This is a genomic window from Schaalia sp. (assembly GCF_050312375.1).
In the GTDB taxonomy this organism is placed as follows: domain Bacteria; phylum Actinomycetota; class Actinomycetes; order Actinomycetales; family Actinomycetaceae; genus Pauljensenia; species Pauljensenia hyovaginalis.
Window position 1 is genome coordinate 32,354 of the sequence record NZ_JBNOYB010000086.1, and the last position, 25,006, is coordinate 57,359.

The following is a 25,006-nucleotide window of genomic DNA, read 5'->3' on the forward strand; positions in this document are numbered from 1 at the left end:
CCATGGCACGCACCCCCCTCATGGCCGGCAACTGGAAGATGAACCTCGATCATCTCGAGGCGAATCACCTCGTTCAGGGCCTCGCGATGGAGCTCAAGGATCACAACCACGACTACTCGCGCTGCGAGGTTCTCGTGATCCCGCCCTTCACCGACATCCGCACCGTGCAGACGATCGTCGACGCCGATGAGCTTGGCATCAAGTACGGCGCCCAGGACGTGTCGATCCACGACAACGGCGCCTACACGGGCGAGATCTCGACCTCGATGCTCGACAAGCTCGGCTGCACCTACGTGGTCATGGGCCACTCGGAGCGCCGCGAGTACCACAACGAGTCCGATGAACTCGTCGGCGCCAAGGCCCGCAAGGTCCTCGACGCCGGTATGACGCCGATCCTGTGCTGCGGCGAGGCCCTCGAGGTTCGCAAGGCCGGCACGCACGTCGAGTTCGTGCTCGGTCAGATCCGCGCCGCCCTCGCCGGCTGGTCGGCCGAGGACGTCGCGAAGATCGTCATCGCCTACGAGCCCATCTGGGCCATCGGCACCGGTGAGACCGCGACCGCCGACGACGCGCAGGAAGTGTGCGGTGCGATCCGCGCCGCTCTCGCCGAGGACTTCGGGGCCGAGACCGCTGAGGCCACCCGCGTCCTCTACGGCGGCTCCGCCAAGCCCGGCAACATCAAGGAGCTCATGGCCCAGCCCGACATCGACGGCGCCCTCATCGGCGGCGCTTCGCTGAAGGCCGACTCCTTCGCCGAGATGGCGCGCTTCTACGCCTGATCCTCGGGATCTTTCACATCGTTGGGGCCAGCCGGTGCGCCGGTTGGCCCCAACGCCCTTTCGGGAAGTAGACTTTCACCCGTCAGCCCGTCGTGGCAACGGCCCCGAGCCGACGCCGACACAGAAGAATCGGAAGCCAAGTGACCGCACTCAAGATCGCCCTGCTCGTCCTCATCGTTCTCACGAGCATCCTCCTGACCCTCACTGTGCTCATGCACAAGGGCAAGGGCGGCGGCGTTTCCGACATGTTCGGCGGCGGCCTTTCGTCGACTGCGGGTTCCTCCGGTGTCGCCGAGCGCAATCTCAACCGCATCACCCTCGGGATCCTCATCGTGTGGGTCGTGTCGATCATCGGCTTCGGCCTCATGCAGAAGTGGGTCTTCTGAAGACTCGCCATCCCTGAACAGGGTGTTTGGCAGCCCTGTGAGCCCGTTCGGACAAGCGCTCCGGCCGGGCTCGCCGTTTTCCGGGGTCGTCCGCGAGATCTGCATGCTGACGGGGATGCTTCGCCTCGCGCAGGGTCCGGGCGGCTGCTCAGCGCTTGCCCCCGGGGTCCGTTCTGAAGACACGGTCACCGAGGCCGCATCTAAAGGACCAATCCCGCAGTCTTGATCTTGGATGCGGGGTTAGCCCTTCAAAACCAGCCGCCAACCCCGCATTCAAGGGTCCAGCCCCGCAGTCCTGATCTTGCGTGCGGGGTTAGCCCTTCAAAATGGTCCGCCAAGCCCGCATTCAAGGGTCCAGCCCCGCATTTAAGAGCTCAACCCCGCAGCTTCCGTCTTGTGTGCGGGCTTGCTCAATCCGTTGAGGCCTGCCTCGATCGCGTGTGCACCGCACGCCTTACGCCCTCATGTTGATCTTCGCGCGTCGTCGGGAAGCGGATCAGTAGTCCTCATCGACGAGGGCGATGCTCGCTTCCCTCACATTGAAGGGGTCGCTGGACTCCACGGTGGTGACCACTCCACTGATCGTCGCCGTCTCACCCGTGAAGGGGCTTGTGATCGTTCCGCTCCACGTGGTCGTCAAGGTGATGACGACCTGATCCTGCGGCCTCTCATAGGTGTGGCTCAGGCGATGGTCGGGGAAGGGCCGTCCTGGATCGCTCGTGATGAGGGGAGCGCTCCCGTCTCCGAAGTCGTATCTGAAGCTCGTCGCCCGCAGGCTCACTGAGATGGGCCTTCCGAAGATCTGCGTTTCGAGGACCTGGGATGCGGCCTGCGCGTAGACGATCGTGGGAATGGCGGCGAGGACGTCGCTCTTGGGCTGAACGGTCAATCCCGAGCCCTGTGCGCGTACCGCCGCCGTCGCGTATTCGATGAGTTCGCGCGGGCTCGGCACGGGGATGTTGACACCGGGCTCGGGCCTACCGGGGGAACCGTGCTCGAGCGGCTGCGGTCCATCCGGGCCCTCGATCCAGAAATAGGACTCGCATTCGGCGACCATGGGATCGCCCAGGGCATTGGCCACCTCCCAGCAGCGCGCGAGGCCGGTCTTGGGTGGCGGGGGAGTCGTATCGCCAATGATCCAGGAGACGGAGTTAGAGCCGATCTTTCCTTTTTGACTCGACCAGATGAAAACACTGTCGTCATTGGTGGATGAATCCAATTTGGGATCGGTTGCGAGACATGGACTATTTATGCTCACTAAGGCAAGCGTAAGCGATAGACCGATTGTGTATTTAGTGAAAAGTCTAAGAGATTTCATCACTTACCGATCCTCCAGACACATGCCACTCGTTTTCTGACCACCGTAAAAATAAACTGAGATTGCTGGTTGAATTCTCATATTCAACAATTTGTGGCGGCTCGTAACCGATTGATGAGCTCGTATCAACAAGCAATTGCACCCCGAAAGTGCTCGGATGCGATGCGCCGACTTCTTCGGCACGTAACGTTTCCAAGACTGTGTAGTGAAGCCCACTGACCCACCCACCAGAGTTGTAGGTTGAGATGACTCGTCCAAGGGTTGAAGTGCAGTATCCGCAAGACTCGTCGCTCATTTTTTTGAGCGTGTTTGTGTCCCCCGTCGCCCAGGCGTATTCGGTGAGGGCAAGGAAGTGACGGGCCGCGAGTTCGGCCCCCTCGGGGGAGTACTCCAGGGCCGCCGGATCGAGCACGGGCGCGGGCACGTCGACCTCGGGCTTTTGCAGGGTCCCGTCCTCGTTCATGACGTACCCGCCGGACATGCGCACCTCGGTGCTCGGGGGAGCGGATGATCGCGACTGCTCGGAATCACCCGATCCCGTCGAACACGCTGAAGCGCCAAGGGTGAGCATGCATGCAGAAACGATGATCGCGAAACGGCGCGCGGCATTGAGCGTCATGCACACAAGGTAATCGACTCCGCCGCCCCGAGGGGAGGGATCGACGCGCCTGTGGAAAGAACGGGCGGCACTCGAGGCCGGATGAGGACAGACGAGGCCGGGGGATCAGCGGGGGGAGGAGGCGCGCGCCCGGCGGGGATGGGGGTCGGCCCCGCCCTCGTGAATCGAGGACGGGGCCGCAAAGACGGCTCGAGCAGCCGGACCTCACTTCGCCGCGGCGAGGGACTCCTTGGCCGCTGCGACGACGTTCTCGGCGGTGAAGCCGTAGTCGGCGAAGAGGAGATCGCCGGATGCGGACTCGCCGAAGTGCTCGAGGGACACCGAACGGCCGGCATCGCCGACGAGGGCACGCCACGGCATCGCGATACCGGCCTCGACCGAGACGCGGGCCTTGACGGCCGCGGGCAGGACGGACTCCTTGTACTCCGCGGACTGCTCGTCGAACCACTCCATGCAGGGCACGGAGACGACCCGGGCCTTCACGCCCTCGGCCGCGAGGAGGTCCTTGGCCTCGAGCGCGTACTGGACCTCGGAGCCGGATCCCATGAGGATGACGTCCGGCTCGCCCTCGGCATCGGCGAGGACGTAGGCGCCCTTCGCGAGTCCCTCGGCGGAGGCGAGGGCGCCTTCGCCGCGCTCGGGAACCGGCAGGTTCTGGCGCGAGAGGATGAGCGCGGCCGGGTGGGCCTTCTCGAGGACCGTCTTCCAGGCGACGACGGTCTCATTGGCATCGGCCGGTCGCACGATCGCGAGGTTCGGGATGGCGCGGTAGGCGGCGAGGTGCTCGACCGGCTGGTGCGTCGGACCGTCCTCGCCCACGCCGATCGAGTCGTGGGTCCACACGTAGGTGACGGGAAGATCCATGAGCGCGGCCAGGCGGACCGCTCCGCGCATGAAGTCGGAGAACACGAAGAAGGTGCCGCCGTAGGGGCGGGTGAGGCCGTCGGCCGCCATGCCGTTCATGATGGCGCCCATCGCGAACTCGCGGATGCCGAAGTGGAGGTTGCGGCCGAAGGCGTCGCCCTGGAAGGCACCGGTCGAGTACTCGGCGGGGATGAAGGAGGGCTGTCCGGGCATGATCGTGTTGTTCGATCCGGCCAGGTCGGCGGAACCGCCCCAGACCTCCGGGAGCGCATCGGCGAGGGAGGCGATGACCTTGCCCGATGCCGAGCGCGTGGCGACGGCCTTGCCCGCCTCGAAGCTGGGGAGCGCGGTCTCCCAGCCCTCGGGGAGCTTCTTGTCGAGGACGCGGTCGAGGAGTTCGGCCCGCTCGGGGTTGGCGGCCTTCCACTGGGCGAAACGGGCGTCCCATTCGGTGCGGGCCTGTTCGGTGCGCGCGGCGACGTTCGCGCGGGCGTGCGCGACCGCTTCCTCGTCGACGCCGAACATCGCATCGGGATCGGCGCCCAGGGCCTCCTTGAGTCCGCGCAGGGCCTCGTCACCGAGCTTGGATCCGTGGATGCCGCCGGTGTTCTGCTTGCCGGGGGTGGGCCAGCCGATGATCGTGCGCAGGGCGATGATCGAGGGCTTGTCGGTCTCGGCCTTCGCGGCTTCGATGGCGGCGTCGAGGGCGGTGACGTCCTCGCAGTAGGAGCCGTCCTCGGAGAGCCAGTCGACCCGCTGGGTGTGCCACCCGTAGGCCTCGTAGCGCTTGAGGACGTCCTCGGTGAAGGCGATGTTCGTGTCGTCCTCGATAGAGATGTGGTTGTCGTCCCACAGGAGGATGAGGTTGCCGAGCTTCTGGGTCCCCGCCAGGGACGAGGCTTCCGAGGCCACGCCCTCCTGGAGGCAGCCGTCACCGGCGATGACGTAGACGTAGTGGTCGAAGGGGGACTGGCCCATCGGGGTCTCGGGATCGAAGAGGCCGTGGGAGCGGCGCGCCGACATGGCGAAGCCGACGGCGGAGGCGATGCCCGTGCCGAGCGGACCGGTGGTGATCTCGACGCCCGCGGTGTGCCCGTACTCGGGGTGGGCCGGGGTGAGGGAGCCGCGCGTGCGCAGGGCCTTGAGGTCGTCGAGCTCGAGGGTCTGGCCCGCGAGGTACATCTGGCAGTACTGGGTGAGGGAGGAGTGCCCCGCCGACATGATGAAGCGGTCACGGCCCAGCCACTTCGGATCCTTCGGATCGATGCGCAGGTGCTTCTGGAAGAGGAGGTAGGCGGCGGGCGCGATGGAGATCGCGGTGCCGGGGTGTCCGGAGCCGACCTTCTCGACGGCGTCCGCCGCGAGGATCTTCGCGGTCTTCACCGCGCGGTCGTCGAGTTCGTCCCACTTGAGTGTCACATCGGCCTCCAGCCGGATCGGGCCCCTTCTTCGGAGCAGGGTGTTTTCTTATGAAAGTGTAGCGAAAGAAAAGCGAAAATGGAGCGGGCAGATCCAGCGCTACCTCAGTGTGATCGTACGCCCACGCACCGCCGCGCACCCGTGCCCTTCGGCCTCCGCGGTATCGTCGTCGTGTGAACGAGTTCGAGGAGCTGCAACGCGAGTGGCTCAGCCACTTGCGGATCGAGAAGGGCGCTTCGCCCCACACCCTCTCGAACTACCGCCGCGACCTCGACCGCTATCGCGCCGACCTCGAGAAACGCGGAATCAGGACGCCCGCCGCAGTCGGCCCCCAGGACGTCGAACGCCACCTCGCCGACTTCGCCTCCGGAGTCCTCACCGGCAGGCCCGCAGCCCCCTCCACCGTCGCCAGGGCATCGGCCGCGATCCGCGGATTCCACAAGTTCCTCATCACCGAGGGCGTCGCTGCGCACGATCCGGCGGCGGGCCTTCACGTTCCCAAGCAGGGGATGAGACTGCCCAAGGCGCTCTCCATCGATCAGGTAGACGCCCTCCTCAAGGCCGCCCGACTCGGCGACGACGCGTGCGCCCTCAGGGACGCGGCCCTGCTCGAAGTGCTCTACGCGACGGGCGCCCGGGTATCCGAGGCCCTCGGGCTCACGATCGACGACCTCGACCTCGATGACGAAACCCCCGTCGTGCGCCTCTACGGGAAGGGACGCAAGGAGCGCTTCGTCCCGCTGGGATCGATGGCCCAGGACGCCCTCGCCGCCTACCTCGTCCGGGCCCGGCCCTCCCTGGCGAGCAAGGGACGGGGCACGCCCAGCGTCTTCCTCAATTCCCGCGGCGCCCCCCTCTCGCGCCAAAGCGCATGGGAGATCATTCAGAAGGCGGCCGACGCCGCCGGCCTCCACGGGCGCGTGTCGCCCCATACGCTCCGTCATTCCTTCGCAACGCATCTCCTCGAAGGCGGCGCCTCGATCCGCGATGTCCAAGAGCTCCTGGGCCACGCTTCGGTCCAAACCACCCAGATCTACACGAAGGTGACTCCGACGATGCTCCTCGAGGTCTACCGCTCGAGCCATCCCAGAGCGCTCGCGACGGGTGAAACGCATCCTCAATGACCTAGAATCGCAATGTGACGAACGACGTGCAGCTCGCATTGCCCGGTGAGATCGGTCAGAACCCCGATGACTTCCCGATCCCAGCGCCCCTCGCCGGGCACGGGCCGGCTCGGATCATCGCGATGTGCAACCAGAAGGGCGGCGTCGGGAAGACGACCACCACCATCAATCTGGGTTCGGCCCTCGCCGAGTACGGCAGACGCGTCCTCATCGTCGACTTCGATCCGCAGGGCGCGGCCTCGGTCGGTCTGGGGATCAACACCCTGGAGATGGAGGACACGATCTACACCCTCCTCATGAACTCGAAGGCCGATGTCCAAGCGACGGTGTGCCGCACGAGCGTCGAGGGGCTCGACATCATCCCGGCGAACATCGATCTGTCCGCCGCGGAAGTGCAACTGGTGAACGAAGTCGCACGAGAGTCCGCGCTCGCCAGGGTGCTCCGCCATCTCGAGGACCAGTACGACGTGATCCTCATCGACTGCCAGCCCTCCCTCGGCCTCCTCGCGGTCAACGCCCTCACGGCCGCCCACGGCGTGATCGTGCCCGTTGAAGCGGAGTTCTTCGCCCTGCGCGGCGTGGCGCTGCTCGTCGAGACGATCGAGACCGTCCGCGATCGCATCAACCCCCGCCTGAAGATCGACGGCATCGTCGCGACCATGGTCGATTCGCGCACCCTGCACTCCCGCGAGGTGCTCGACCGCCTGGATGAGGCCTTCGGGGATCTCGTCTTCACCACGAGGATCGGTCGGACCGTGAAATTCCCGGATGCGAGCGTCGCGAGCGAGCCCATCACGACCTATGCGCCCAACCACGCCGGGGCCCGCGCCTACCGCCGGCTCGCCAGGGAACTCATCGCCCGTGGTGACGCCGCCTGAGGCCGAGGCCCGTCAAGGGGCGATCGACGACTTCCACGTCGCCCTCGACGTCTTCGAGGGCCCTTTCGATCTGCTCCTCCAGCTCATCACGCGCAAGCGGCTCGACATCACCGAAGTGGCCCTGGCTGAGGTCACCGATGAGTTCATCGCGCATATGCGGATGTTCCCGGATCTGTCCAAGACCACGGAGTTCCTCGTCGTCGCCGCGACCCTGCTCGACCTCAAGGCGCAGAGCCTGCTCCCCAGTACCCAGATCGATCGCGAACTCGCGGTCGAGGACCTGGAGGCGCGCGATCTGCTCTTCACCCGGCTCCTGCAATACCGGGCCTTCAAGGGCGCATCGGCGCAGATCGCGGCCTCCCTCGAGGAGAACGCGGGATTCATCCCACGGGCCGTGCCCCTGGAACCGCAGTTCGCCGCCCTGCTGCCCGAACTCGTATGGACGGCGAGCCCGCTGGACCTCGTCCGGGCCGCCGCCGCGGCTTTCAGCTCGACCGAGCCGCACGTGGTCACCGCCCACCTCCACGATCCCGTCGTGCCCGTGCGCGAGCAGGCCAGAATCGTCGTCGAAAGACTCGCCCGGCTCGGCAAGATGACCTTCCGCGGGCTCATCGAGGACGCCGCCACCACTCCCGTCGTCGTCTCCCGCTTCCTCGCCGTCCTCGAGCTCTATCGAAGGCGCGCCCTCGACGTCGCCCAGGACGAGCCCCTGGGCGAGCTCGTCCTCGTATGGACGGGCGGGAACGCGCAAGACGTCGACTTCTCCGACATCGATGCCACTGAAGAGCCGGGACAACAGGGGAGCGCTGATGGCTGAACCGCACGAATCCGCAGAACTCTTCGCCCCCTTGGAGGCGATTCTCATGGTCGTGAGCGAGCCCGTCGCGGCCTTCGACCTCGCCGACGCCCTCGGCATCGATGTCGAGGAGGCCGAGTCGGCGCTGCGCGCCCTCGCCGCCCTGTACCGGGGCGAGGGCGGAGGGCGCCGGGCCGGATTCGAACTCCGCGAGAACGCCGGCGGTTGGCGGATCTACTCCGCCCGAGAATGGGCAGGCCTCGTCGGACGCTTCATCGTCGGCACCGCTCAATCGCGTCTGTCGCAGGCCGCCCTCGAGACCCTGGCCGTCATCGCCTACCGGCAACCGATCTCAAGGTCGCGCATCTCGCATATTCGAGGCGTGAACGTGGACGCCGTGGTGCGTACCCTAGTGACAAGGGGACTTGTCGAAGAGGTCGGGGAATCCGACTCGGGCGCCAGGCTGTACGGCACCACGCGCGAGTTCCTCGAGAAGATGGGATTCGCGTCCCTCGACGACCTGGCGCCCTTGGCGCCGTACTTACCGACCGGCGAGGAGCTGGACGAACTGGAGGAACAGCTGTGAGGAACGATCCCTACGTCGAGGGCGGAATCCGTCTGCAGAAGGCCCTGTCGCAGGCCGGCGTCGCGTCGCGCCGCGCCGCCGAGCAGCTCATCGAGGACGGCCGGGTGCAAGTCGACGGTCAGGTGGTGCGCTCGCAGGGCATTCGCATCGACCCGACGACCCAGGCGGTTCACGTCGACGGCGAGCGCGTCTTCTTCGATGAGACGCGCCACGTCGTCCTTGCCGTGAACAAGCCGGTCGGCACGGTGTCGACGATGAGCGACCCGGAGGGACGGCCCACCCTGTCCGACCTCATCGTGGACTACCCGGAGCGGCTGTACCACGTGGGCCGACTCGATATCGACACCTCCGGCCTGCTGCTGCTGACCAATGACGGAGAGCTGGCGAACCGCCTCACGCACCCGAGCTACGAAGTGCCCAAGACCTACGTCGCGCGACTCCACGGCGAAGTCAAGCCCTATGTGAAGCGGCGCCTGATGGACGGCATCGAGCTGGAGGACGGCCCGATCAAAGTCGACTCCTTCCGCGTCGTCGACACCTACGGCGAGATCACGACGGTCGAGATCGTCGTCCACGAAGGCCGTAATCGCCTGGTCCGACGCATGATGGCCGAGGTCGGCTACCCGGTCCGCGAACTCGTCCGCACGGCCTTCGGCCCGATCCGCCTCGGCAACCTCCAGCAGGGCACCTCCCGCCGCGTCAAGGGGAACGCCCTCAAGGCCCTCTACTCGACCGTCGGCCTGTGAGCGCCCCCTCACGCCCCTTCGCCACGCGGGGGCCCGTGCTCATCATCGGCTCGGGCCTTCTCGGAGCATCCCTCGGCCTCGCACTGCGGGCCGGGGGCGTCGAGGTCATGCTCCGGGACACCTCGCCGACGGCGCTGCGGCTCGCCCAGGACATCGGCGCGGGCACGCCCTTCGCCGAGGCCGTAAACGCCGATCCCCGTCTCGTCGTCGTTGCGGCGCCGCCCGACGTCGCCGACCTGTGCGTCGTGGAGGCGCTGAAGGAATTCCCCGGCGCGGTCGTCACAGACGTCGCCTCGGTGAAGTCGGCCGTCGTCGAGGGCGTCCTCGCAGCCGCCGCGGACGACCCCGCCCTCGCGCGCCGTTACGTCGGCAGCCATCCGATGGCGGGTCGTGAAAGGTCCGGTGCGGGCGGCGCCGACGCCGATCTCTTCTACGGACGGCCCTGGGTCGTCGTCGCCCACCCGGACACCGATGCCGCAGCCGTCCTCGTCGCGCGCACCCTCGCAACGGACGTGGGTTCGGTGCCGATCGAGATGGATGCCGCGACCCATGACGAGTCGGTCGCCCTCGTCTCCCACGTGCCGCAGCTGCTCTCCTCGCTGCTGGCGGCCCGCCTCGTCGAGGCGCGCGGCGAAAGCCTCGGCCTCGCGGGTCAGGGCCTGAGGGACACGACCAGGATCGCCGCCTCCGACCCCCGTCTGTGGACGGCGATCCTCGCGGGCAACGCCGGTCCGGTCGTCGAGGTGCTCGAGCACGTCCGGGACGACCTCGATGATCTTCTCGTCCACCTTCACGCGGCGGCCGAACGCGGCCCCCTGCGCGGCGGAAGCGTGGGAGCCGTCAATCGCGTCATGCAGGCGGGCAACGCCGGCGTCGCTCGGATCCCGGGCAAGCACGGAGGCGCGCCGAGGCGCTATGCGGAGCTCGAAGTCCTCATTCCCGACGAGCCGGGCGAGCTCGGGCGACTGTTCACCGAATTGGGCGAGATCGACGTCAATATCGAAGACCTGGTGCTGGAGCACTCGGCGGGCCAGGCCGTCGGCCTGGCGAGGCTCTGCGTCGACCCGTCGAGGATCGCGGCCGCCGAGACCGAACTCGAAAGGCGCGGATGGCGCCTCATCACGCACGCGCTCTGAAGCGCCGGGCAGGAACTCCCAGGAAGGCTCAGCTCATGGACGATGCACTCAGACGGCTCAGGATCGCCCGTTCGGGCATGACGATCGCGATCGACGGGCCGGCGGGCTCGGGCAAGTCGACGATCTCCAAGGCGCTTGCCCGCAGGCTCGGGATCGGCTACCTCGACACCGGTGCGATGTACCGGGCCCTCACGTGGTTCGCGCTGGACAGGGGCATCGACCTCGACGATGAGGCGGCCGTGCGCGCCGCCGCCGATGCGATGCCCCTTGAGATGCACGCGGACCCCGACGCCCCTGTTTACCGCGTGGACGGGATCGACGTGACGCGGGCGATCCGCGAACCGCGCATCGCCCTGGCCATCCCGAAGGTGTCCACGAATCTCAGCGTTCGCCGCTGGATGGCCGTCGAGCAGCGGCGCCGCATGATGGAGGCGCGCGAACGCGGCTCGGGGATGATCGCCGAGGGGCGCGACATCACGACGGTCGTGTGCCCCGATGCCGATGTCCGCGTCCTGCTCCTCGCCGACGAGGAGGAGCGCCTGCGCCGCCGCACGATCGAGCTGCACGGGCGGGCGACGCCGGAGCTCATGGAAGCGGTGCGCGAGCAGATCACGAAGCGCGATGAAGCGGACTCCACCGTCTCCCAATTCCTCACGCCCGCCGAAGGGGTCGTCGTCGTCGACTCGACGGGCCTGGGGATCGACGGGGTGACGCAGGCGGTCCTCGCCCTCGTCGATCAGGACCTCGAGGCGCGCGCAGGGCGCTGACGCCCCGCTTCGCAGGCCGACGGCCCCGCGTGCTGAGCACTCCCGAGCGGGCACTGCCGAGCGCTCCGGGGCCGTCGCGCGTTCCGTTCACCGGTGCCGCCGGAGCGGCGCTGCCGGCCCCTTCAGCCCGCGACGAGCGGGGCGAGGCGGGCGATGCCCTCCTCGATGTCCTCGATCGAGGCCGAGCATGACAGCCGCACGTGCGTATCCGCCGTGAGCGGCCCGAAGTCACGGCCCGGGGTGAGGGCGACGTGGCATTCTTCGAGGGCCCGCGTGCAGAACTCGTCGGCGCTCATGCCGGTTCTCGTAACGTCGAAGTACACGTAGAAGGCCCCGTCCGGAGCGACGGGCACCGTCAGGCCGAGCTCGGAAAGCGCCGATGTCGCAGCGCGTCGGCGCTGCGAGAACAGCTCCCGGCGCTCCTCGCACCACGCGAGCGACTCCGGCGTGAAGCATTCGAGCGCGGCGATCTGGGCGGGCGTCGGAGCGCAGATGAGGAGGTTCTGCGAGAGACGATCGACGGCTTCGATCATGTCCTCGGGGACGATCGTCCAACCGAGGCGCCACCCCGTCATGCCGAAGTACTTCGAGAAGCTCGAGATGATGACGGCTCCCGGATCGATGGTGAGCGCCGTCGCCGGGCGGCCCCCTCCCGGAAGGTCGTCGGCGAGCTCGAGGTAGATCTCATCGATGACGCGCCATCCGCCATGACGCGCTGCGAAATCGCAGATCCTCCCGAGTTCCTGAGGCGGAACGGAGGTGCCCGTCGGGTTCGAGGGCGAGGCGAGGAGGACGCCGCGCGTCTTCTCGCTCCAATTGCTCTCGACGAGATCCGCATCGAGCTGGAAACGGCTCGCGGGGCTCGTGGGGATGAGACGGACATCGGCGCCGAAGGCCGCGAGGAACTGACGATTGCACGGATAGGAGGGATCGCCGAGGAGGACCTCGTCTCCCGGATCGACGAGGGCGGCCGAGATGAGGAGAAGGGCGGCGGAAGCGCCCGCGGTCACGCACACGCGTTCGGGGGCGATCTCAAGACCGTGGAGCTCCCGGTACCGCTTCGCGATCGCCTCGCGGAGGGCGGGCAGGCCGAGGGCGTCCGTGTAGGGGAGGGGCCGTTGTTCCGCGCCGATCCTCTCGAGCGCCTCGAGGACCTTCGGCGGAGCCCCGGAGTCGGGCTCGCCGAGGGAGAGGCGGATGACATCGGCGCCTTCTTCGGCGAGTCGGCCGGCCCGCGCGGCCACGGCCATGGCGTAGAAGGGCTGGAAGTTGAGGGCCCGCTGGGACAGATTCGTCATGGGGGAATTCTCCCATCTCCCGCGGGCGGGGACCTGGGCCCTTCGCCGACGGCCGCTCACGCCGGATTCGCGTCCGCGAACGCCGTGCGGAGTTCGGAATTGAGCCGCGCGACGAGCGCGGAATCGATCTTCACGATCCGGCGGTCGTAGGTGATGAGTCCGTTCGTCTCCTGCTCGACGTCGGACAGCTGCGTGTAGGTCGCCGCAGTGAGCCCCTTGCGCACCAGCGGGATGAGCTGCTCGCGATAGAGGGACGTCAGAGCCCGTGCGAGGGATTCGGCGTCGTCGTGGAAGCCGTAGCCGAAGGGGAGAAGGCCCTCGCGGGTATGGCCTTCGACGGCGAGGTTGAGCCCGCCGAACTCGGAGAGGTAGTAGGGCCTGGGATCGCGGCGCGTCGGCGCTACGAGTTTGAGGACGTAACGGTGACGGGATCGGAAGTCGCCGCAGGAGCCGCCCTGGTCGAACCAGCCGGAAGCCGCGTCGACGAGCCTGGTCGGATCGCTCTCGCGGGTGAGCGCATCGACCGCGCGCGCATCGAACTGCCCCCATCCTTCGTTGAAAGGCACCCACACGAGGATCGACGGGTGGGCTTCGAGATGACGGATCGTCGCCACCCACTCGGAGAGGAATTCGCGCCGGTCCTCGATCCGGTTGCGCCCCGTGCGCCAGGCGAAGAGGCGCGAGCGATCCGGGCTCGAGACGTCGAGGGCCTGGATGACTCCGGACATCTTGATGTTGAGCGGCGCTTTGCCCCCGGAGACTGCGTCCTGCACGAGGACGAGGCCGAGCCGGTCGGCGAGGTGGTAGAAACGGCGGGACTCGACCTTGATGTGGACGCGAACGCCGTTGAACCCCATCTCCTTCATCGTTCGCAGGTCGAAGGCGAGCGCGTCCTCGGAGGGCGCCGTCATTCCGGATTCGGGCCAATACCCCTGGTCGAGGGGCGCGTTGAGGAGGAAGGGCCTCCCGTTGAGGAGGATGCACCGCCCTTGCCCGGACCTGCGCTTCTTCTTGGGGAGGGCGCCCTTCGGGGCGGGATCTGAGATCTTGACGGTGCGGATTCCGAACCAGGATTCGGCCTCGTCGTCTTCGGTTTCGAGGCGCAGGCGGTAGAGGTGGGGATCGTCGGGGGTCCACGGATGCGCATCGGGGATGCGGATCGTGCGAGGAGCGCCGGAGGTGCACTCGAAGGCGAGGTCGTCTCCTCCCGGGACCTCGATGACGCCCCTGACGGGAACCCCTTCGGATCGTGTCGTCACCAAGAGCTCGACGGTTTCGAGATCGTCGTGGGTCCGGACCCTCACGCCTGTGAGGGGGTTGTCGGGCAGGGGCTCCATCCACACGGTCTGCCATATTCCCGAGGTCGCCCGGTACCAGATCGTCGTAGGTGCGAGCGCCTGCTTCCCGCGCTGTTGGCGTCCCGAATCGCTCGGGTCCGCGACTCCGACTCGGAGGCGGATCGTTTCACGCCCGGAGTCCGGCACTTCCACTGAAAAGGGCAGGTATCCGCCTCGGTGCGTTCCGACGAGCGCGCCGTCGATCCACACCGCGCAGCGATAGTCGACTGCCTCGAAGTTGATCGCGATCCTCCGTCCCCGCCACGCCCGGGGAATCTCGACTTCGCGCTCGTAGTGGAGGAACTCGTCCGGGTTCAGTGCGCGCTCGACCCCCGAGGCCGGGGTCTCGATCGCGAAGGGGACGAGGATGTCGCCATCCCACGCCTCGACGTGCGGTTCGGCCGTTCCCGATGATCCGAGGTCGGTCATGGGCGTGACGGCGTAGCGCCACGGCCCGTTGAGACAGCGCCACTGAGCGCGGCGGAGCATCGGCCTGGGGTATTCGGGAAGGGGGATTTCCGGCAGGTCCTCGCCCCACGGGGTCACGAGGCGCGAGGTCGTCGACATGACTTCGATCATATTGCCTCCGAACTGCGGCGAATCAGCGAAACGGCGCGGTGCGGCCGATTGGCGTTGCACGCCCTGCCTGGGCTATCATCATCTGGTCGCGGTGAGCGACGAACTGAATACGGGCTGTGGCGCAGTTTGGTAGCGCACTTGACTGGGGGTCAAGGGGTCGTGGGTTCAAATCCCGCCAGCCCGACTCGTGTGGTGTCCCAGGGCATTGTTCCGGCAATGTCCTGGGACTTCTTTCATGTTCGGGATGTTTGGTGTCCCGGGTGATCGTTCCGGTGATGTCCCACGTGATCGTTCCGCTCACTGCACGGACTCGGGCCCGGACCCGTCAACGCGCGGCTGCCCCTTTCAGCGCGGGCGCTCACGAGGGGAAGGAGCGCGCTGATAATCGCTCAATGACGTGAACAGCTCATGACCCAGCGCACCTTGCCCGGGGTCGGGTGCCCCCGGCGGGGACATCCCGCCGGATCCGATCAAGCGCCCGTGAGATCGCGGCGGGCGAAGCCCTCGACGCCGATGATGAGGAGGAGCAGCGCCGCGGCCGCGAGCCCGAGCAGCGGAAGGGGAGCGAAGGACTCCATCGGCATGTACGGCGTCGCCGCGAGAGGGAGCGCGTCGAGGAGTCCCCGGGGGAGGGAGAAGACCTCGCCGAACACCGTGAGGAAGCATGTCGCCGCGACCACCGACCAGGAGATCGGGACGGCGAGACGGGGGAGGAACGCCCAAAGGACGAGGACGATCCCGACGTAGACCATCACGGCCGGCCAGTAGGCGAGTGCGGCGAGCGCGAGCGCCCCCGCCTGAGAGGCGTCCGAGATCGACGCGCCGTACACCGCGCCGAGAAGACCGCCCCCGAGAAGGAGGAGCAGTGCGGAACCGCACGCGGGGATGAGGAGGCGCTCGAGCGCCCATCGGCGCCGTGACAGCGCCCCCGCGAACTGCGCTTCGAGGATCCCGCCCGCCTCATCGCCCCGCAGAGTGAGGGCCGATTGAAGGGCGAAGATCATCGTGAGGAGCCCCATCATCAAGACGAGGAGGCTGACGAGGGCCGTCACCCCGCTCCCGCGAAGGAGAGCGTCGACGTTCCCGCCCGCATTGTCGAGAAGAGAGGTCATCGATTCGACGACCGAGCCGAAGAGCAGCCCTGAGAGGCCGATCGCGAGCGTCCAGCCGAGGATCGCATTGCCTTGGAGGCGCAGTCCGAGGCCGAGGGGCGAGGCGAGGAAAGCGGGCGCTCCGGCGCGTCCGAGTCTTTCGGGGAGGAGGCCGGTGCCGAGGTCGCGCCTCGATTCGATCCTCCGCGCGAGGAGGAGCAGGACTGCGGCCAGGGCGAGCATGAGGGCGAAAGGGGCCCAATCGTTGTCCGCGTAGGGCTGCATCCTCACGCCCCACCCGATCGGGGAGAGCCACGTCAGCCACTCGGGCCCGAGATCGCCGATCATCCGGAGGACGTAGAAGGCGATGATCGTCGCGGAGCCGAGCGCGTTCGCTCCCCGGGAGGTCCTCGCGAGCTGCCCGGCGAGGGCGCCGACGCCGAGTCCGATGAGGCCGATGCCGCTCGTCGAGGCTCCGAGGACGAGCGAGCCTGAGATCCCCGTCCCCGCCGGATCGAGGTCCTGCAGGAGCGACACGGCGCTCAATCCGATGCCGACGGCCCCCGCGAGGAGCGCGACGAGGAGCGCGTTCGCATGGGAGCAGGCCCGGATGCCCAGGGCTCCCGCGCGCAGCAGTTCGCTCCGGCCGGACTCCTCATCGGCGCGCCCCGACCTCGTGATGAGGAAGACCGATCCGATCGCGAGTGAAAGGGCGATCGTCATCCATCCCTTCGTCCACACCGCCCCGCCGAGGGTATCGGCCGCTTTCGACAGGCCCGTGATCGCCTTCATGCCGGGAGTCGCCGAGAGCGCCGCATAGTCCTCGAGGGCGCGCGCGGTCGTGAAGGTGTCGGCGTAGTAGGCGGCGATGTAGGCGTACATCCCGACGAGGGAGAGGAGCCACGCGCCGAGCCGGAGGCGGTTGCGCCGCCACGCGAGAGCGAGGGCCGTCCCGAAGCCCGCCATCGCCCGATCGGGGACGCCGATGCCCGTCGTCCTCACGAGGGCGTGGGCCGGGGCGCTCATCGGGATCCCGCCGCGTTCGCGCGCGCCGTGAGCTCGTCGCCGTAGTGGCGCAGGAAGAGCTCCTCGAGCGAGGGCGGGTTCGCCACGATCGAAGCGGGGCCGAGCGGCGCCAGGGCCGCGAGGACCCGCGGGATGTCGGCGTCATCGACCGAGAAGGAGACGCGCGCGCCCTCGGCGATGAGGTCGTGGACCTCGGGCATCGAGGCGAGGACGTCGACGCCCGAGTCGAGCCCGACGCTCATCCGGGTGCGGGTGAGGTGGCGGAGTTCGGTGATCGACCCGGATTCGACGGTGCGGCCCTCGCGGATGATCGTCACCGTATCGGCGAGAGACTCGACCTCGGAGAAGATGTGACTCGAGAGCAGGACTGAGCGCCCCTCGGCGGTCAGCTCGCGGATCGACTCCTGGAACGCCGCCTCCATGAGGGGGTCGAGTCCGCTCGTCGGCTCATCGAGGATGAGGAGCTCGGCTCTGGACGCCAGAGCGGCGACCAGGGCGACCTTCTGCCGATTGCCCTTCGAGTAGGCGCGGGCCTTCTTCGTCGGGTCGAGGTCGAAGCGTTCGAGCATCGCCTGTTTGCGCCCCTCCTCGAAGGGACCAGCCAAGCGCATGAGGATGTCGATCGCCTCGCCGCCGGTGAGGTTCGGCCACAGGGTGACGTCTCCTGGCACATAGGCGAGGGAACGATGCAGACGCACCGCGTCTTTCCACGGATCGCCCCCGAGCAGTCGCGCCTCGCCGCCGTCGGCCTTGAGGAGTCCGAGGAGGATGCGGATCGTCGTCGTCTTGCCCGAGCCGTTCGGCCCGAGGAAGCCGGTGACCGTCCCCCTCGGCACCTCGAGGTCGAGGCCGCGCAGGGCGCGGACCCTCCCGAAACTCTTCACGAGCTTGCGCACGACGATCGCTGACTCAGAGCTCGGCATCGCGACTCCTCCGCTTCGGGCCGCACGGGTTCGGCCTGCGGCCAATCCTAGGATCGCCTCAGCCCTGGCGGCGGACGTTCAATCCCATGCGCAGCTCGTCTTCCCCCTCAGGGGCTCGGCATCAGCGGCTCTTCCCCTTCTCGAGATCGAGCAGGAAGCGCTTCGCGTCGATCCCCCCGAGGTAGCCGCCGAGGCCTCCATCGCTACGCGTGACCCGGTGGCAGGGGACGAGGATCGGGAGGGGATTGCGCGCGCAGGCGCTCGCCGCCGCCCGATGCGCCTTCGGGCGCCCGGCGAGTGCGGCGAGCCGGGAGTAGGTGAGCGTTTCACCATAGGGGATCGAGGGGAGAAGGCGTTCGACCTCGCCGTGGAATCCGCTTGTCAACGACCAATCGAGGGGGAGATCGAAGCCCCTTCGGGCCGCTGAGAGGTAGGCGTCGAGCTGAGACTGCGCCTTCGCGAATGGGGCGGAGTCCTCGACGAGCCCGACTCCGAGATTCCCCGCGACCCTTTCGCGCACCGCGTCGAAGCCTTCTCGTTCGAAGGCGACCCGGACGATGCCACTCTCAGTCGCCATGAGCATGAGTTCGCCGAGGGGAGAAGAAATCGTCGTCCAGGTGAGCATGGCAGCACTCCTCAAGGCGTTCGAGGGCTTCGCGGTACAGAGCCGAAGCTACGCCATGGGACGCCACGCTGCCGCTCATCCCCGGCCCGTCTCATAGCCCAGTCACAGTCCACGACCCCGGGGCGCACAGGAGACGCCCGTACCTTCGCTCTCATGACAGCACCCCTCCCGTATTCGCCCGCGCTGCCCGATCTCGCGCGCACGGCCGGGCGCGCAGCGAGAAGGAGCGCGGGCGCCCCGCCGAAGCGCTTCGTCGATCCGCTGCTCGTCGCACTGTGCGGCGCGGGCCTCGGAATCACGCTCGGCCTGACTCTCATGGCCCTGAGCCCCTTGACCTTGACCGTCGCCGGCGTCCTCAGCGCCGTTTCGAGCCTCGCAGCCAGCGCCGGCACCTACCTCGTCCTCGTCGAATTCCTCCTCATCTCGAGAGCTCCCTTCATCGAGCGCGCGATCGGCCAGGACCGCCTCGTCGCCGCCCACAAGCTCATCGGCCCCTGGGCCCTCTGGCTCGTCGTGGTCCATGTCGTCCTCGTCATCCCCGCCTCGGTGTGGGGCGGCGACTGGATCCGCGACGGCTGGGCGCTCATCCTGGGCGACCAGTGGCTCCTCCTCGCACTCGCCGGCACGGGATGCTTCCTCGCCCTCGGCCTCACATCGTGGAAGAGGATCCGAGGCCGCCTCGCGCGCCAGACGTGGTGGACGATCCACCTCTACGCCTACCTCGGCATCGCGCTTGCCTTCGGCCACCAGATCTTCTCAGGCGGCCCCTTCCTCTCCGGCTTCGGACGGATCTGGTGGGTCGGGCTCTACACCGCAGTCGGAGTCGCAGTCCTCATCTGGCGCGTCATCGTCCCGATCCGTTCCTCGATCGTTCATGACTTCCGCGTCGCGGCCGTCGTCGCCGAGTCCCGTGATGCCTGTTCCGTGTGGATCTCGGGACGCGGCCTCGATTCGCTCGGCGCCCGGGCCGGGCAGTTCCTCACCGTCCGCTTCTGGCACAGGGGGCTCTTCTTCGAAGGCCACCCCTACTCCCTCTCCGCACCCCCGACGGGCTCGATGCTCCGCATCACCGTCAAGGCGCTCGGAGACGCCTCCAGCCTCACGGCCGGGGTGCCCGTCGGCACCCGCGTCTTCATCGAAGGCCCGTACGGCGTCATGACCTCTTCGCAGGCGCGCTCCCCGCGCGCGCTCCTCATCGCAGGAGGCATCGGCATCGCGCCGATGCGCGCCCTCGCCGAATCCCTCGCCCCGACCCACCAGGTCGAGCTCCTCGTGCGCAGCCGCGACATCGCAGACCTCGCCCTCAGTGCCGAGCTCGACGCACTCGATGCCCTCCCGAACCTCCGCGTCCGCACCCTCATCGGCCCGAGGGCGCAGCACCCGATCGACGCTGCCTCCCTGGCCCCTTCGATTCGGGACCCCCGCTCCATCGACGTCTACGCATGCGGACCCGAGGCCCTTCTCGACTCCGTCCGCGCCGCCGCCCGCGCCCTCGGCGTACCCGCCGATCGCATCCACATCGAATCCTTCGACATGTGAGGACATCATGACCGCACCCACCCCCACCTTCCGCGCGATCCTCGCGACCGGCGCGACCATCGCCGGACTCGTCGCTGTCCTCGGCTTCAGCCCCGCCGGACGGCAACTCGCCTCGTCCGCCGAGGGCGTCGAGGCCGTCGAGGAGACGAGCGCCGAGTCGGCCACGACCCCGCTGAGCGATCAGGGCCCGGCGAGCCCCGGCGAGGGCGCGAGCGATTCGTCGAGCGCCGACTCGTCCTCGACGGGCTCCCCCTCGGCCGGATCGACCGCCTCCTCGGAGGCGAGCGACGGCACCTACACGGGAAGCGCCTACCAGAGCCCCTACGGCGCCATGCAGGTCGAGGTGACGATCTTAGGCGGCGCGATCAGCGACATCGCGTGGGTGCAACTCCCGACGGACCACCACTCGCAAAGGATCAATCAGCAGGCCGCGCCGACCCTCGTCTCCGAAGCGCTCGCCGCCCAGTCGGCTCAGGTCGACTCCATCAGCGGCGCCTCCTTCACCTCCGAGGGCTTCAAGGAATCCCTCCAGTCCGCGCTCGACCAGGCGGGCTTCCATGCTTGAGACGCGCCTCGCACGCCGATTCATCGAATGCTGGGGGACCATCATCACGATCGACGCCCCCTGCGACGCCGATAGCGCCGAGCGGATCGGCCAGCTCCTCGATGCGGCCCTGCCCGGCATGCGCGCCGAAGCGGAGCGGATCGACCGGATCTTCTCGACATGGCGGCCGGACTCGATCGCGAGCGCGCTGCGATCAGGAGCCCGGATCCCGGCGAGCCTCGATCCCGCGGACCCCGATGAAGCCGAGATGCTCGGCGTCCTCGACGCCCTCGAGCGCGCGCGGCAGATCACTTGCGGCGCATTCGACGCGGGGAAGGCCCCCGGCGGCTTCGATCCCTCCGGTTACGTCAAGGGATGGGGAGCGGGAAGGATCGCCGATACCGCAGTCGAGTACGGCCTTGGCGACATCTGCGTGAACGCCGCGGGCGACATCGCGACCCGCGGCCGAGGGCCCGCCGGCCCGTGGCGGATCGGCATCGAGAACCCCGATGCTCCGGCTTCGCTCTGCGCGATCCTCGACTCGGGCGACCCGAACGACCTCGACGGGGCTCGCGGTGGCGTCGCGACCTCGGGATTCTCCCGCCAGGACGGGCACGTCACCGCCCGCGGCCCTGCCCCGGCGAAGGCGCGCCAAGCGACGGTCGTCGGACCGGACGCGGGACTTGCGGACGCGATCGCAACCGCTCTCCTCATCGACGGCCGTGAGGGCGCGCAGTGGTTCGCAGCCTTCGCCCGGACGGACATCCGCGGATACCGGCCCGTCACGCGATGGGGAGCCATCCTCGTCGAGGGCGATTCCCTCATCCGACTCGGTTCATGCGCCGAGGGGATCGCAGCGGGCGGATGACACGAGCCCTCCCCGGCGAAAGCGGGGGAGGGCCGGGGCCGTTCGGGCGGCTACTTGCGCTTGCGCTCGCGCACGCGCATGGACAGCTGGATCGGCGTGCCCTCGAAGCCGAACTCCTCGCGCAGGCGCCGCTCGATGAATCGGCGGTACGCGGGATCGAGGAAGCCCGTCGTGAAGAGGACGAAACGGGGCGGTCTCGATGAGACCTGCGTGGCGAAGAGGATGCGGGGCTGCTTGCCCCCGCGCAGGGGGTGGGGGTGCGCTGCGACGAGCTGGCCGAGGAAGGCGTTCAAGCGGCCCGTCGGGATCCGCGTGTCCCATCCGTTCAGGGCCGTGTCGAGGGCCCTGGTGATCCGGTTCGTGTGCCACGAGGTCTTCGCCGACAGATTGATGCGCGGCGCCCATGAGATCTGGACGAGCTCCCGCTCGATCTCCGCCTTGAGAGCGGACTGGCGCTCTTCGTCGACGAGATCCCATTTGTTCGTGACGATGACGAGGGCGCGACCGGCGTCCACCACCTGCTGCACGACGCGCACGTCCTGCTCGGTCAGGGGCGCGGAGCCGTCGAAGAGGACGAGGGCGACTTCGGCCTTCTCGAGGGCCGCTTGAGTCCGGATGGACGCGTAGTAGTCGGCGCCCGTCGTCTTGTGCATCTTCCGGCGGATTCCCGCCGTGTCCACGAACCACCAGAGCCTGCCGTCGAGTTCGACCAGTTCATCGACGGGATCACGGGTCGTGCCCGCGAGCTCGTTGACCACGACCCTTTCGGAGCCGGCCAGGGCGTTGAGCAGAGAGGACTTCCCGACGTTCGGGCGTCCCAGGAGCGCGACGCGGCGGGGGCCGCCCTCGGGCAGCGCTGTGGCGACGGCCGATTCCTCGGGCAGAACCTCCATCACGGCATCGAGGAGGTCGCCGGTACCGCGTCCGTGAAGGGCCGAGACGGCGAAGGGCTCTCCCATGCCCAGGCTCCACAGGCTCGCCGCATCGGCCTCCTGCATGGGGGAGTCGACCTTGTTCGCCGCGAGGACCACGGGCTTGCCCTTCGCGCGCAGCATCGAGACGATCCGCTCGTCCGAGGCGGTGACGCCGACCGTCGCATCGAGGACGAGGAGGACGGCGTCGGCGAGATCGACGGCGATCTCCGCCTGGTCGGCCACAGACTTGTCGAGGCCCTTGACGTCGATCTCCCAGCCGCCCGTATCGACCACGGTGAAATCCCGGCCGACCCATTCGGCGGGGTAGGAGACGCGATCGCGCGTCACGCCGGGGGTGTCCTGAACGACGGCTTCGCGCCGGCCGATGATCCTGTTGACGAGGGTCGATTTGCCGACGTTCGGTCGTCCCACGATCGCGAGGACCGGCAGGCCGAAGGAGTCATCGGCGCCCCCCGCGTCATCGGCGTCGCCCGAGAGGATCGCGAGATCCTCCTCGTCGAGGTCGAACTGCTCGAGTCCGCGGAGCATCGCGGATGCGCGAAGCTCATCGTCCTCGGACATGGGGACCTGGGGGGAATCGTTATCCATCACCCGTTCATCCTACCGGGAGCGCGCCTCCGGCTCGGCGTGAAGGCGGGGTCCCGGCGGATCTCACAGATGCGCGCGCACGTCGTAGGCGAGGACTTCACGGGCCACCGGCACGTCGTTGTACTCGTGCTTGATGCCCTCGATGTCCTGATACCACTCGGCTCCCTTGCCCGTGATGATCACGGTGTCCCCGGCATCCGCCGCGAGAATCGCTCGCCGCACCGCATCGCGGCGGCACGTCCGGATCTCGGTGACGTCCTCGAGCGCCGGACGGACGGCGGCGATGCCCCGAAGGAGGTAATCGCGGATCCCCTGGGGGTCCTCGGTTCGGGGGTTCTCATCGGTCACCCACAGGACGTCCGCCTCACGGGCGGCGATGGCTGCGAGAATCTCCCTCTTCGAGGCGTCCCGGTCCCCGTCCGTGCCGAAGACGATGTGAAGGCGCCCGGCCGTGAGCTCGCGCGTCGAACGCAAAGTCCATTCGAGGGCCTCGGGAGTGTGGGCGTAGTCGACGATGACGAGCGGCTGAGCGCCCGGCTCGGGATTGACCTTCTCCATGCGCCCCGGAATCTGCTCGGCCCCCTCGACGGCGCGGATCACGTCATCGACCGGGTATCCGAGCTGGACCGCCGCAACGATCGCGACCGCGGTGTTCTGGACGTTGACCTCGCCGAGAATCGGCATCGCCACCCGGTGCCCGTCCCCGTCGGGATCGACGAGGGTGAACACGGTCCTCCCGATCGAACGCTCGGGGTGGATGTCCTCGACGCGCCAATCGGCGTCCCCGGTCGACAGGGCGGCGACGGTGGTCACGGGGACGCCCGCCTCCGAAGCGAGGCGGCGGCCCCACTCGTCGTCGACGCAGACGACGCCCCGAGCCGAGTGCTCGGGGGTGAAGAGGCTCTTCTTCGCCGCGAAGTAGGACTCCATATCGCCGTAGTAGTCCAGGTGATCGTGCTGCAGATTCGTGAATCCGACGACGTCGAAGACGATCCCGTCGACACGGCCGAAGCTCAAGGCGTGGGAGCTCGTCTCCACGACGGCCGCGCCGAGCCCCTTCTCGAGGGTCGATGCGAGGAACCTCTCGACGACGGGCGACTCCGCCGTCGTCTGATCGGAGCGGAACCTGAGGTCCCCGATCCGGGTCTCGACCGTTCCGCACAGACTCGCGTCGGGGTGGTGGACGCCGAGGGCGGCCCGCATGAGGAAGGAGGTCGTCGTCTTGCCGTTCGTCCCCGTCACCGCCATCGTGGTCAGGCGCGAGGCGGGCGAGCCGTAGACGGTCCTCGCGATCGCAGCGGTCGCCGAGCGCGGGTCGGAGCACACGACGATCGGCAGTCCGAGGCTCATTCCCCGAGCGATGTCCGCGCCTTCGGCATCCGTGACGAGCACCGCGGCTCCCGCCGTCTTCGCCGCGTGCGCGAAGCGGACCCCGTGCTGGGTGAGGCCGGGAATCGCCACGAAGATCCAGTCCCGGTCGCAGTCGTTCGAGGAGACGGTGACGCCGCGCACCTCGACGGCGCCCGCGTCCTCGAGTGCGATGGGCTCGCCCGAAGGGCCGAACAGGGCCTCGACCGAAACGCCTTCCAGGGCCCGGGGGAGGGGGAGGGGAGCGACGGCGGGTCGGATGTCTACCACTGAAGTCATGCCCGTACTCTACCTTCGCCGTGACCGGACCCGCCCGCTTCGTACCGCGGGCGCGAAGGGTTCTTCCGTAGACTCTCAGACATGCGAGTTCTCACGATGACCGAAGCGCGTGAACGTTCCGAAGCGATCGTCCTGGATTCCGTGCGCGTCCAGATCGACCTGCGTTCAGCAGCGGACTCGAGGGCCGACGCCTACACGGTCCGCTCGACCTTCGTGCTGAGGGCCCGGGCCCCGCAGACCTTCATCGATCTCGCGGGCGAAGCGCTCGGACTGAGCGTCGACGGCGAGGCCCGTCCCATCGTCTTCGAAGACGAACGCCTCCATGTGAGCGGCCTGCCCCTCGGACGCGACGCGGTCGTCGAGGTCGTGGCCCGATGCGCCTACTCCCGTTCGGGGGAGGGCCTGCACCGCTATGTCGATCCGGAGGACGCGCGCGTCTACCTCTACACGCAGTTCGAGCCGAATGATGCGCATCGCGCCTGGCCCTGCTTCGACCAGCCGGACATGAAGGCCCGGTGGAGCTTCACCGTCGACGCCCCCGAAGGATGGGTCGTCTCCTCGAACGGTCAGGAGCTGTCGGCCCGCCCG

General features: G+C 68.2%; 22 protein-coding genes, 1 tRNA gene and 1 pseudogene. 14 read left to right on the plus strand and 10 right to left on the minus strand.

Annotated elements, in window-relative coordinates:
• Positions 1-2 precede the first annotated feature (2 nt).
• Together tpiA and secG are read left to right on the plus strand one after the other, a co-directional pair.
• Positions 3-779 (plus strand): triose-phosphate isomerase, encoded by a 777-nt coding sequence (gene tpiA / locus ACQY7V_RS06735; protein ID WP_184452607.1) that lies wholly within the window; start codon positions 3-5, stop codon positions 777-779.
• Between the two features lie 140 nt (positions 780-919).
• Positions 920-1,165 (plus strand): preprotein translocase subunit SecG, encoded by a 246-nt coding sequence (gene secG / locus ACQY7V_RS06740; protein ID WP_184452605.1) that lies wholly within the window; start codon positions 920-922, stop codon positions 1,163-1,165.
• Between the two features lie 496 nt (positions 1,166-1,661).
• Here the strand turns inward: secG and ACQY7V_RS06745 are convergent, their stop codons facing one another.
• From ACQY7V_RS06745 to tkt, 3 genes are all read right to left on the minus strand, one after another.
• Positions 1,662-2,384 carry a hypothetical protein gene (locus tag ACQY7V_RS06745; protein ID WP_428639474.1) on the minus strand — a complete coding sequence of 241 codons (723 nt, stop codon included), beginning with the start codon at positions 2,382-2,384 and terminating at the stop codon, positions 1,662-1,664.
• Between the two features lie 85 nt (positions 2,385-2,469).
• Complete coding sequence (locus tag ACQY7V_RS06750) at positions 2,470-3,102, minus strand: DUF6318 family protein (RefSeq protein ID WP_428639476.1); 633 nt, start codon at positions 3,100-3,102, stop codon at positions 2,470-2,472.
• 204 nt (positions 3,103-3,306) lie between these two features.
• Complete coding sequence (gene tkt, locus ACQY7V_RS06755; protein ID WP_428639478.1) at positions 3,307-5,385, minus strand: transketolase; 2,079 nt, start codon at positions 5,383-5,385, stop codon at positions 3,307-3,309.
• A 173-nt stretch (positions 5,386-5,558) separates the two neighbouring features.
• Between tkt and ACQY7V_RS06760 the strand changes: the two genes are divergently transcribed.
• The 7 genes from ACQY7V_RS06760 to cmk are packed head-to-tail and all read left to right on the plus strand — an operon-like array spanning position 5,559 to position 11,418.
• A complete protein-coding gene (locus ACQY7V_RS06760) occupies positions 5,559-6,509 on the plus strand; it encodes a site-specific tyrosine recombinase XerD (protein WP_277299161.1) in 951 nt (316 codons plus the stop codon).
• A 14-nt stretch (positions 6,510-6,523) separates the two neighbouring features.
• Positions 6,524-7,387: a ParA family protein gene (locus ACQY7V_RS06765; protein ID WP_235360926.1), complete on the plus strand. Its 864-nt coding sequence runs from the start codon at positions 6,524-6,526 to the stop codon at positions 7,385-7,387.
• Complete coding sequence (locus ACQY7V_RS06770; RefSeq protein WP_277299160.1) at positions 7,371-8,204, plus strand: segregation and condensation protein A; 834 nt, start codon at positions 7,371-7,373, stop codon at positions 8,202-8,204. The genes ACQY7V_RS06765 and ACQY7V_RS06770 overlap by 17 nt, the downstream gene beginning before the upstream one ends.
• Positions 8,197-8,769, plus strand: coding sequence for an SMC-Scp complex subunit ScpB (scpB, locus tag ACQY7V_RS06775; RefSeq protein ID WP_154477591.1), 573 nt, complete (start codon positions 8,197-8,199; stop codon positions 8,767-8,769). The genes ACQY7V_RS06770 and scpB overlap by 8 nt, the downstream gene beginning before the upstream one ends.
• The gene (locus ACQY7V_RS06780) at positions 8,766-9,515 is read left to right on the plus strand and encodes a pseudouridine synthase (protein WP_235360924.1); all 750 of its coding nucleotides are present in this window, start codon (positions 8,766-8,768) and stop codon (positions 9,513-9,515) included. The genes scpB and ACQY7V_RS06780 overlap by 4 nt, the downstream gene beginning before the upstream one ends.
• Entirely contained in the window at positions 9,512-10,651 is a 1,140-nt protein-coding gene (locus ACQY7V_RS06785; protein ID WP_320836396.1) for a prephenate dehydrogenase, read from the plus strand. Before ACQY7V_RS06780 ends, ACQY7V_RS06785 begins: the two co-directional genes overlap by 4 nt.
• A 35-nt stretch (positions 10,652-10,686) precedes the next feature.
• Positions 10,687-11,418 carry a (d)CMP kinase gene (cmk, locus tag ACQY7V_RS06790; protein WP_235360922.1) on the plus strand — a complete coding sequence of 244 codons (732 nt, stop codon included), beginning with the start codon at positions 10,687-10,689 and terminating at the stop codon, positions 11,416-11,418.
• Between the two features lie 122 nt (positions 11,419-11,540).
• On the opposite strand, the gene ACQY7V_RS06795 is transcribed toward cmk, so the two are convergent.
• Together ACQY7V_RS06795 and ACQY7V_RS06800 are read right to left on the minus strand one after the other, a co-directional pair.
• The gene (locus ACQY7V_RS06795) at positions 11,541-12,716 is read right to left on the minus strand and encodes an aminotransferase class I/II-fold pyridoxal phosphate-dependent enzyme (RefSeq protein WP_154477595.1); all 1,176 of its coding nucleotides are present in this window, start codon (positions 12,714-12,716) and stop codon (positions 11,541-11,543) included.
• Positions 12,717-12,772: 56 nt separating this feature from the next.
• Entirely contained in the window at positions 12,773-14,620 is a 1,848-nt protein-coding gene (locus tag ACQY7V_RS06800) for a glycoside hydrolase family 2 protein (protein WP_320836397.1), read from the minus strand.
• Between the two features lie 122 nt (positions 14,621-14,742).
• Between ACQY7V_RS06800 and ACQY7V_RS06805 the strand changes: the two genes are divergently transcribed.
• Positions 14,743-14,816: transfer RNA gene (locus ACQY7V_RS06805), tRNA-Pro, on the plus strand.
• Positions 14,817-15,102: 286 nt separating this feature from the next.
• Here ACQY7V_RS06805 and ACQY7V_RS06810 read toward each other — a convergent pair.
• The 3 genes from ACQY7V_RS06810 to ACQY7V_RS06820 all read right to left on the minus strand — a co-directional run bounded on the left by ACQY7V_RS06810 (position 15,103) and on the right by ACQY7V_RS06820 (position 18,297).
• Positions 15,103-16,749 (minus strand): ABC transporter permease, encoded by a 1,647-nt coding sequence (locus tag ACQY7V_RS06810; protein ID WP_277299156.1) that lies wholly within the window; start codon positions 16,747-16,749, stop codon positions 15,103-15,105.
• On the minus strand, positions 16,746-17,672 hold the full coding sequence (locus ACQY7V_RS06815) for an ABC transporter ATP-binding protein (protein ID WP_235360918.1): 927 nt from the start codon (positions 17,670-17,672) through the stop codon (positions 16,746-16,748). The genes ACQY7V_RS06810 and ACQY7V_RS06815 overlap by 4 nt, the downstream gene beginning before the upstream one ends.
• 121 nt (positions 17,673-17,793) lie before the next feature.
• On the minus strand, positions 17,794-18,297 hold the full coding sequence (locus tag ACQY7V_RS06820; RefSeq protein WP_428639483.1) for a methylated-DNA--[protein]-cysteine S-methyltransferase: 504 nt from the start codon (positions 18,295-18,297) through the stop codon (positions 17,794-17,796).
• Between the two features lie 153 nt (positions 18,298-18,450).
• On the opposite strand from ACQY7V_RS06820, the gene ACQY7V_RS06825 reads away from it, so the two are divergent.
• From ACQY7V_RS06825 to ACQY7V_RS06835, 3 genes are read left to right on the plus strand one after another with little or no spacing between them, the layout of a single operon-like run.
• On the plus strand, positions 18,451-19,836 hold the full coding sequence (locus ACQY7V_RS06825; protein WP_428639485.1) for a ferredoxin reductase family protein: 1,386 nt from the start codon (positions 18,451-18,453) through the stop codon (positions 19,834-19,836).
• 7 nt (positions 19,837-19,843) lie between these two features.
• Entirely contained in the window at positions 19,844-20,401 is a 558-nt protein-coding gene (locus ACQY7V_RS06830) for an FMN-binding protein (protein ID WP_303843130.1), read from the plus strand.
• Positions 20,394-21,248, plus strand: coding sequence for an FAD:protein FMN transferase (locus ACQY7V_RS06835; RefSeq protein WP_303775513.1), 855 nt, complete (start codon positions 20,394-20,396; stop codon positions 21,246-21,248). The genes ACQY7V_RS06830 and ACQY7V_RS06835 overlap by 8 nt, the downstream gene beginning before the upstream one ends.
• 50 nt (positions 21,249-21,298) lie before the next feature.
• Here the strand turns inward: ACQY7V_RS06835 and der are convergent, their stop codons facing one another.
• Both der and ACQY7V_RS06845 read right to left on the minus strand, forming a co-directional pair.
• On the minus strand, positions 21,299-22,771 hold the full coding sequence (gene der, locus ACQY7V_RS06840) for a ribosome biogenesis GTPase Der (RefSeq protein WP_154477611.1): 1,473 nt from the start codon (positions 22,769-22,771) through the stop codon (positions 21,299-21,301).
• Between the two features lie 63 nt (positions 22,772-22,834).
• Positions 22,835-24,418: a UDP-N-acetylmuramoyl-L-alanyl-D-glutamate--2,6-diaminopimelate ligase gene (locus ACQY7V_RS06845; protein ID WP_428639487.1), complete on the minus strand. Its 1,584-nt coding sequence runs from the start codon at positions 24,416-24,418 to the stop codon at positions 22,835-22,837.
• An 81-nt stretch (positions 24,419-24,499) separates the two neighbouring features.
• Here ACQY7V_RS06845 and ACQY7V_RS06850 point away from each other — a divergent pair.
• Positions 24,500-25,006 (plus strand): annotated as a pseudogene (locus ACQY7V_RS06850) (aminopeptidase N); the annotation flags it as partial.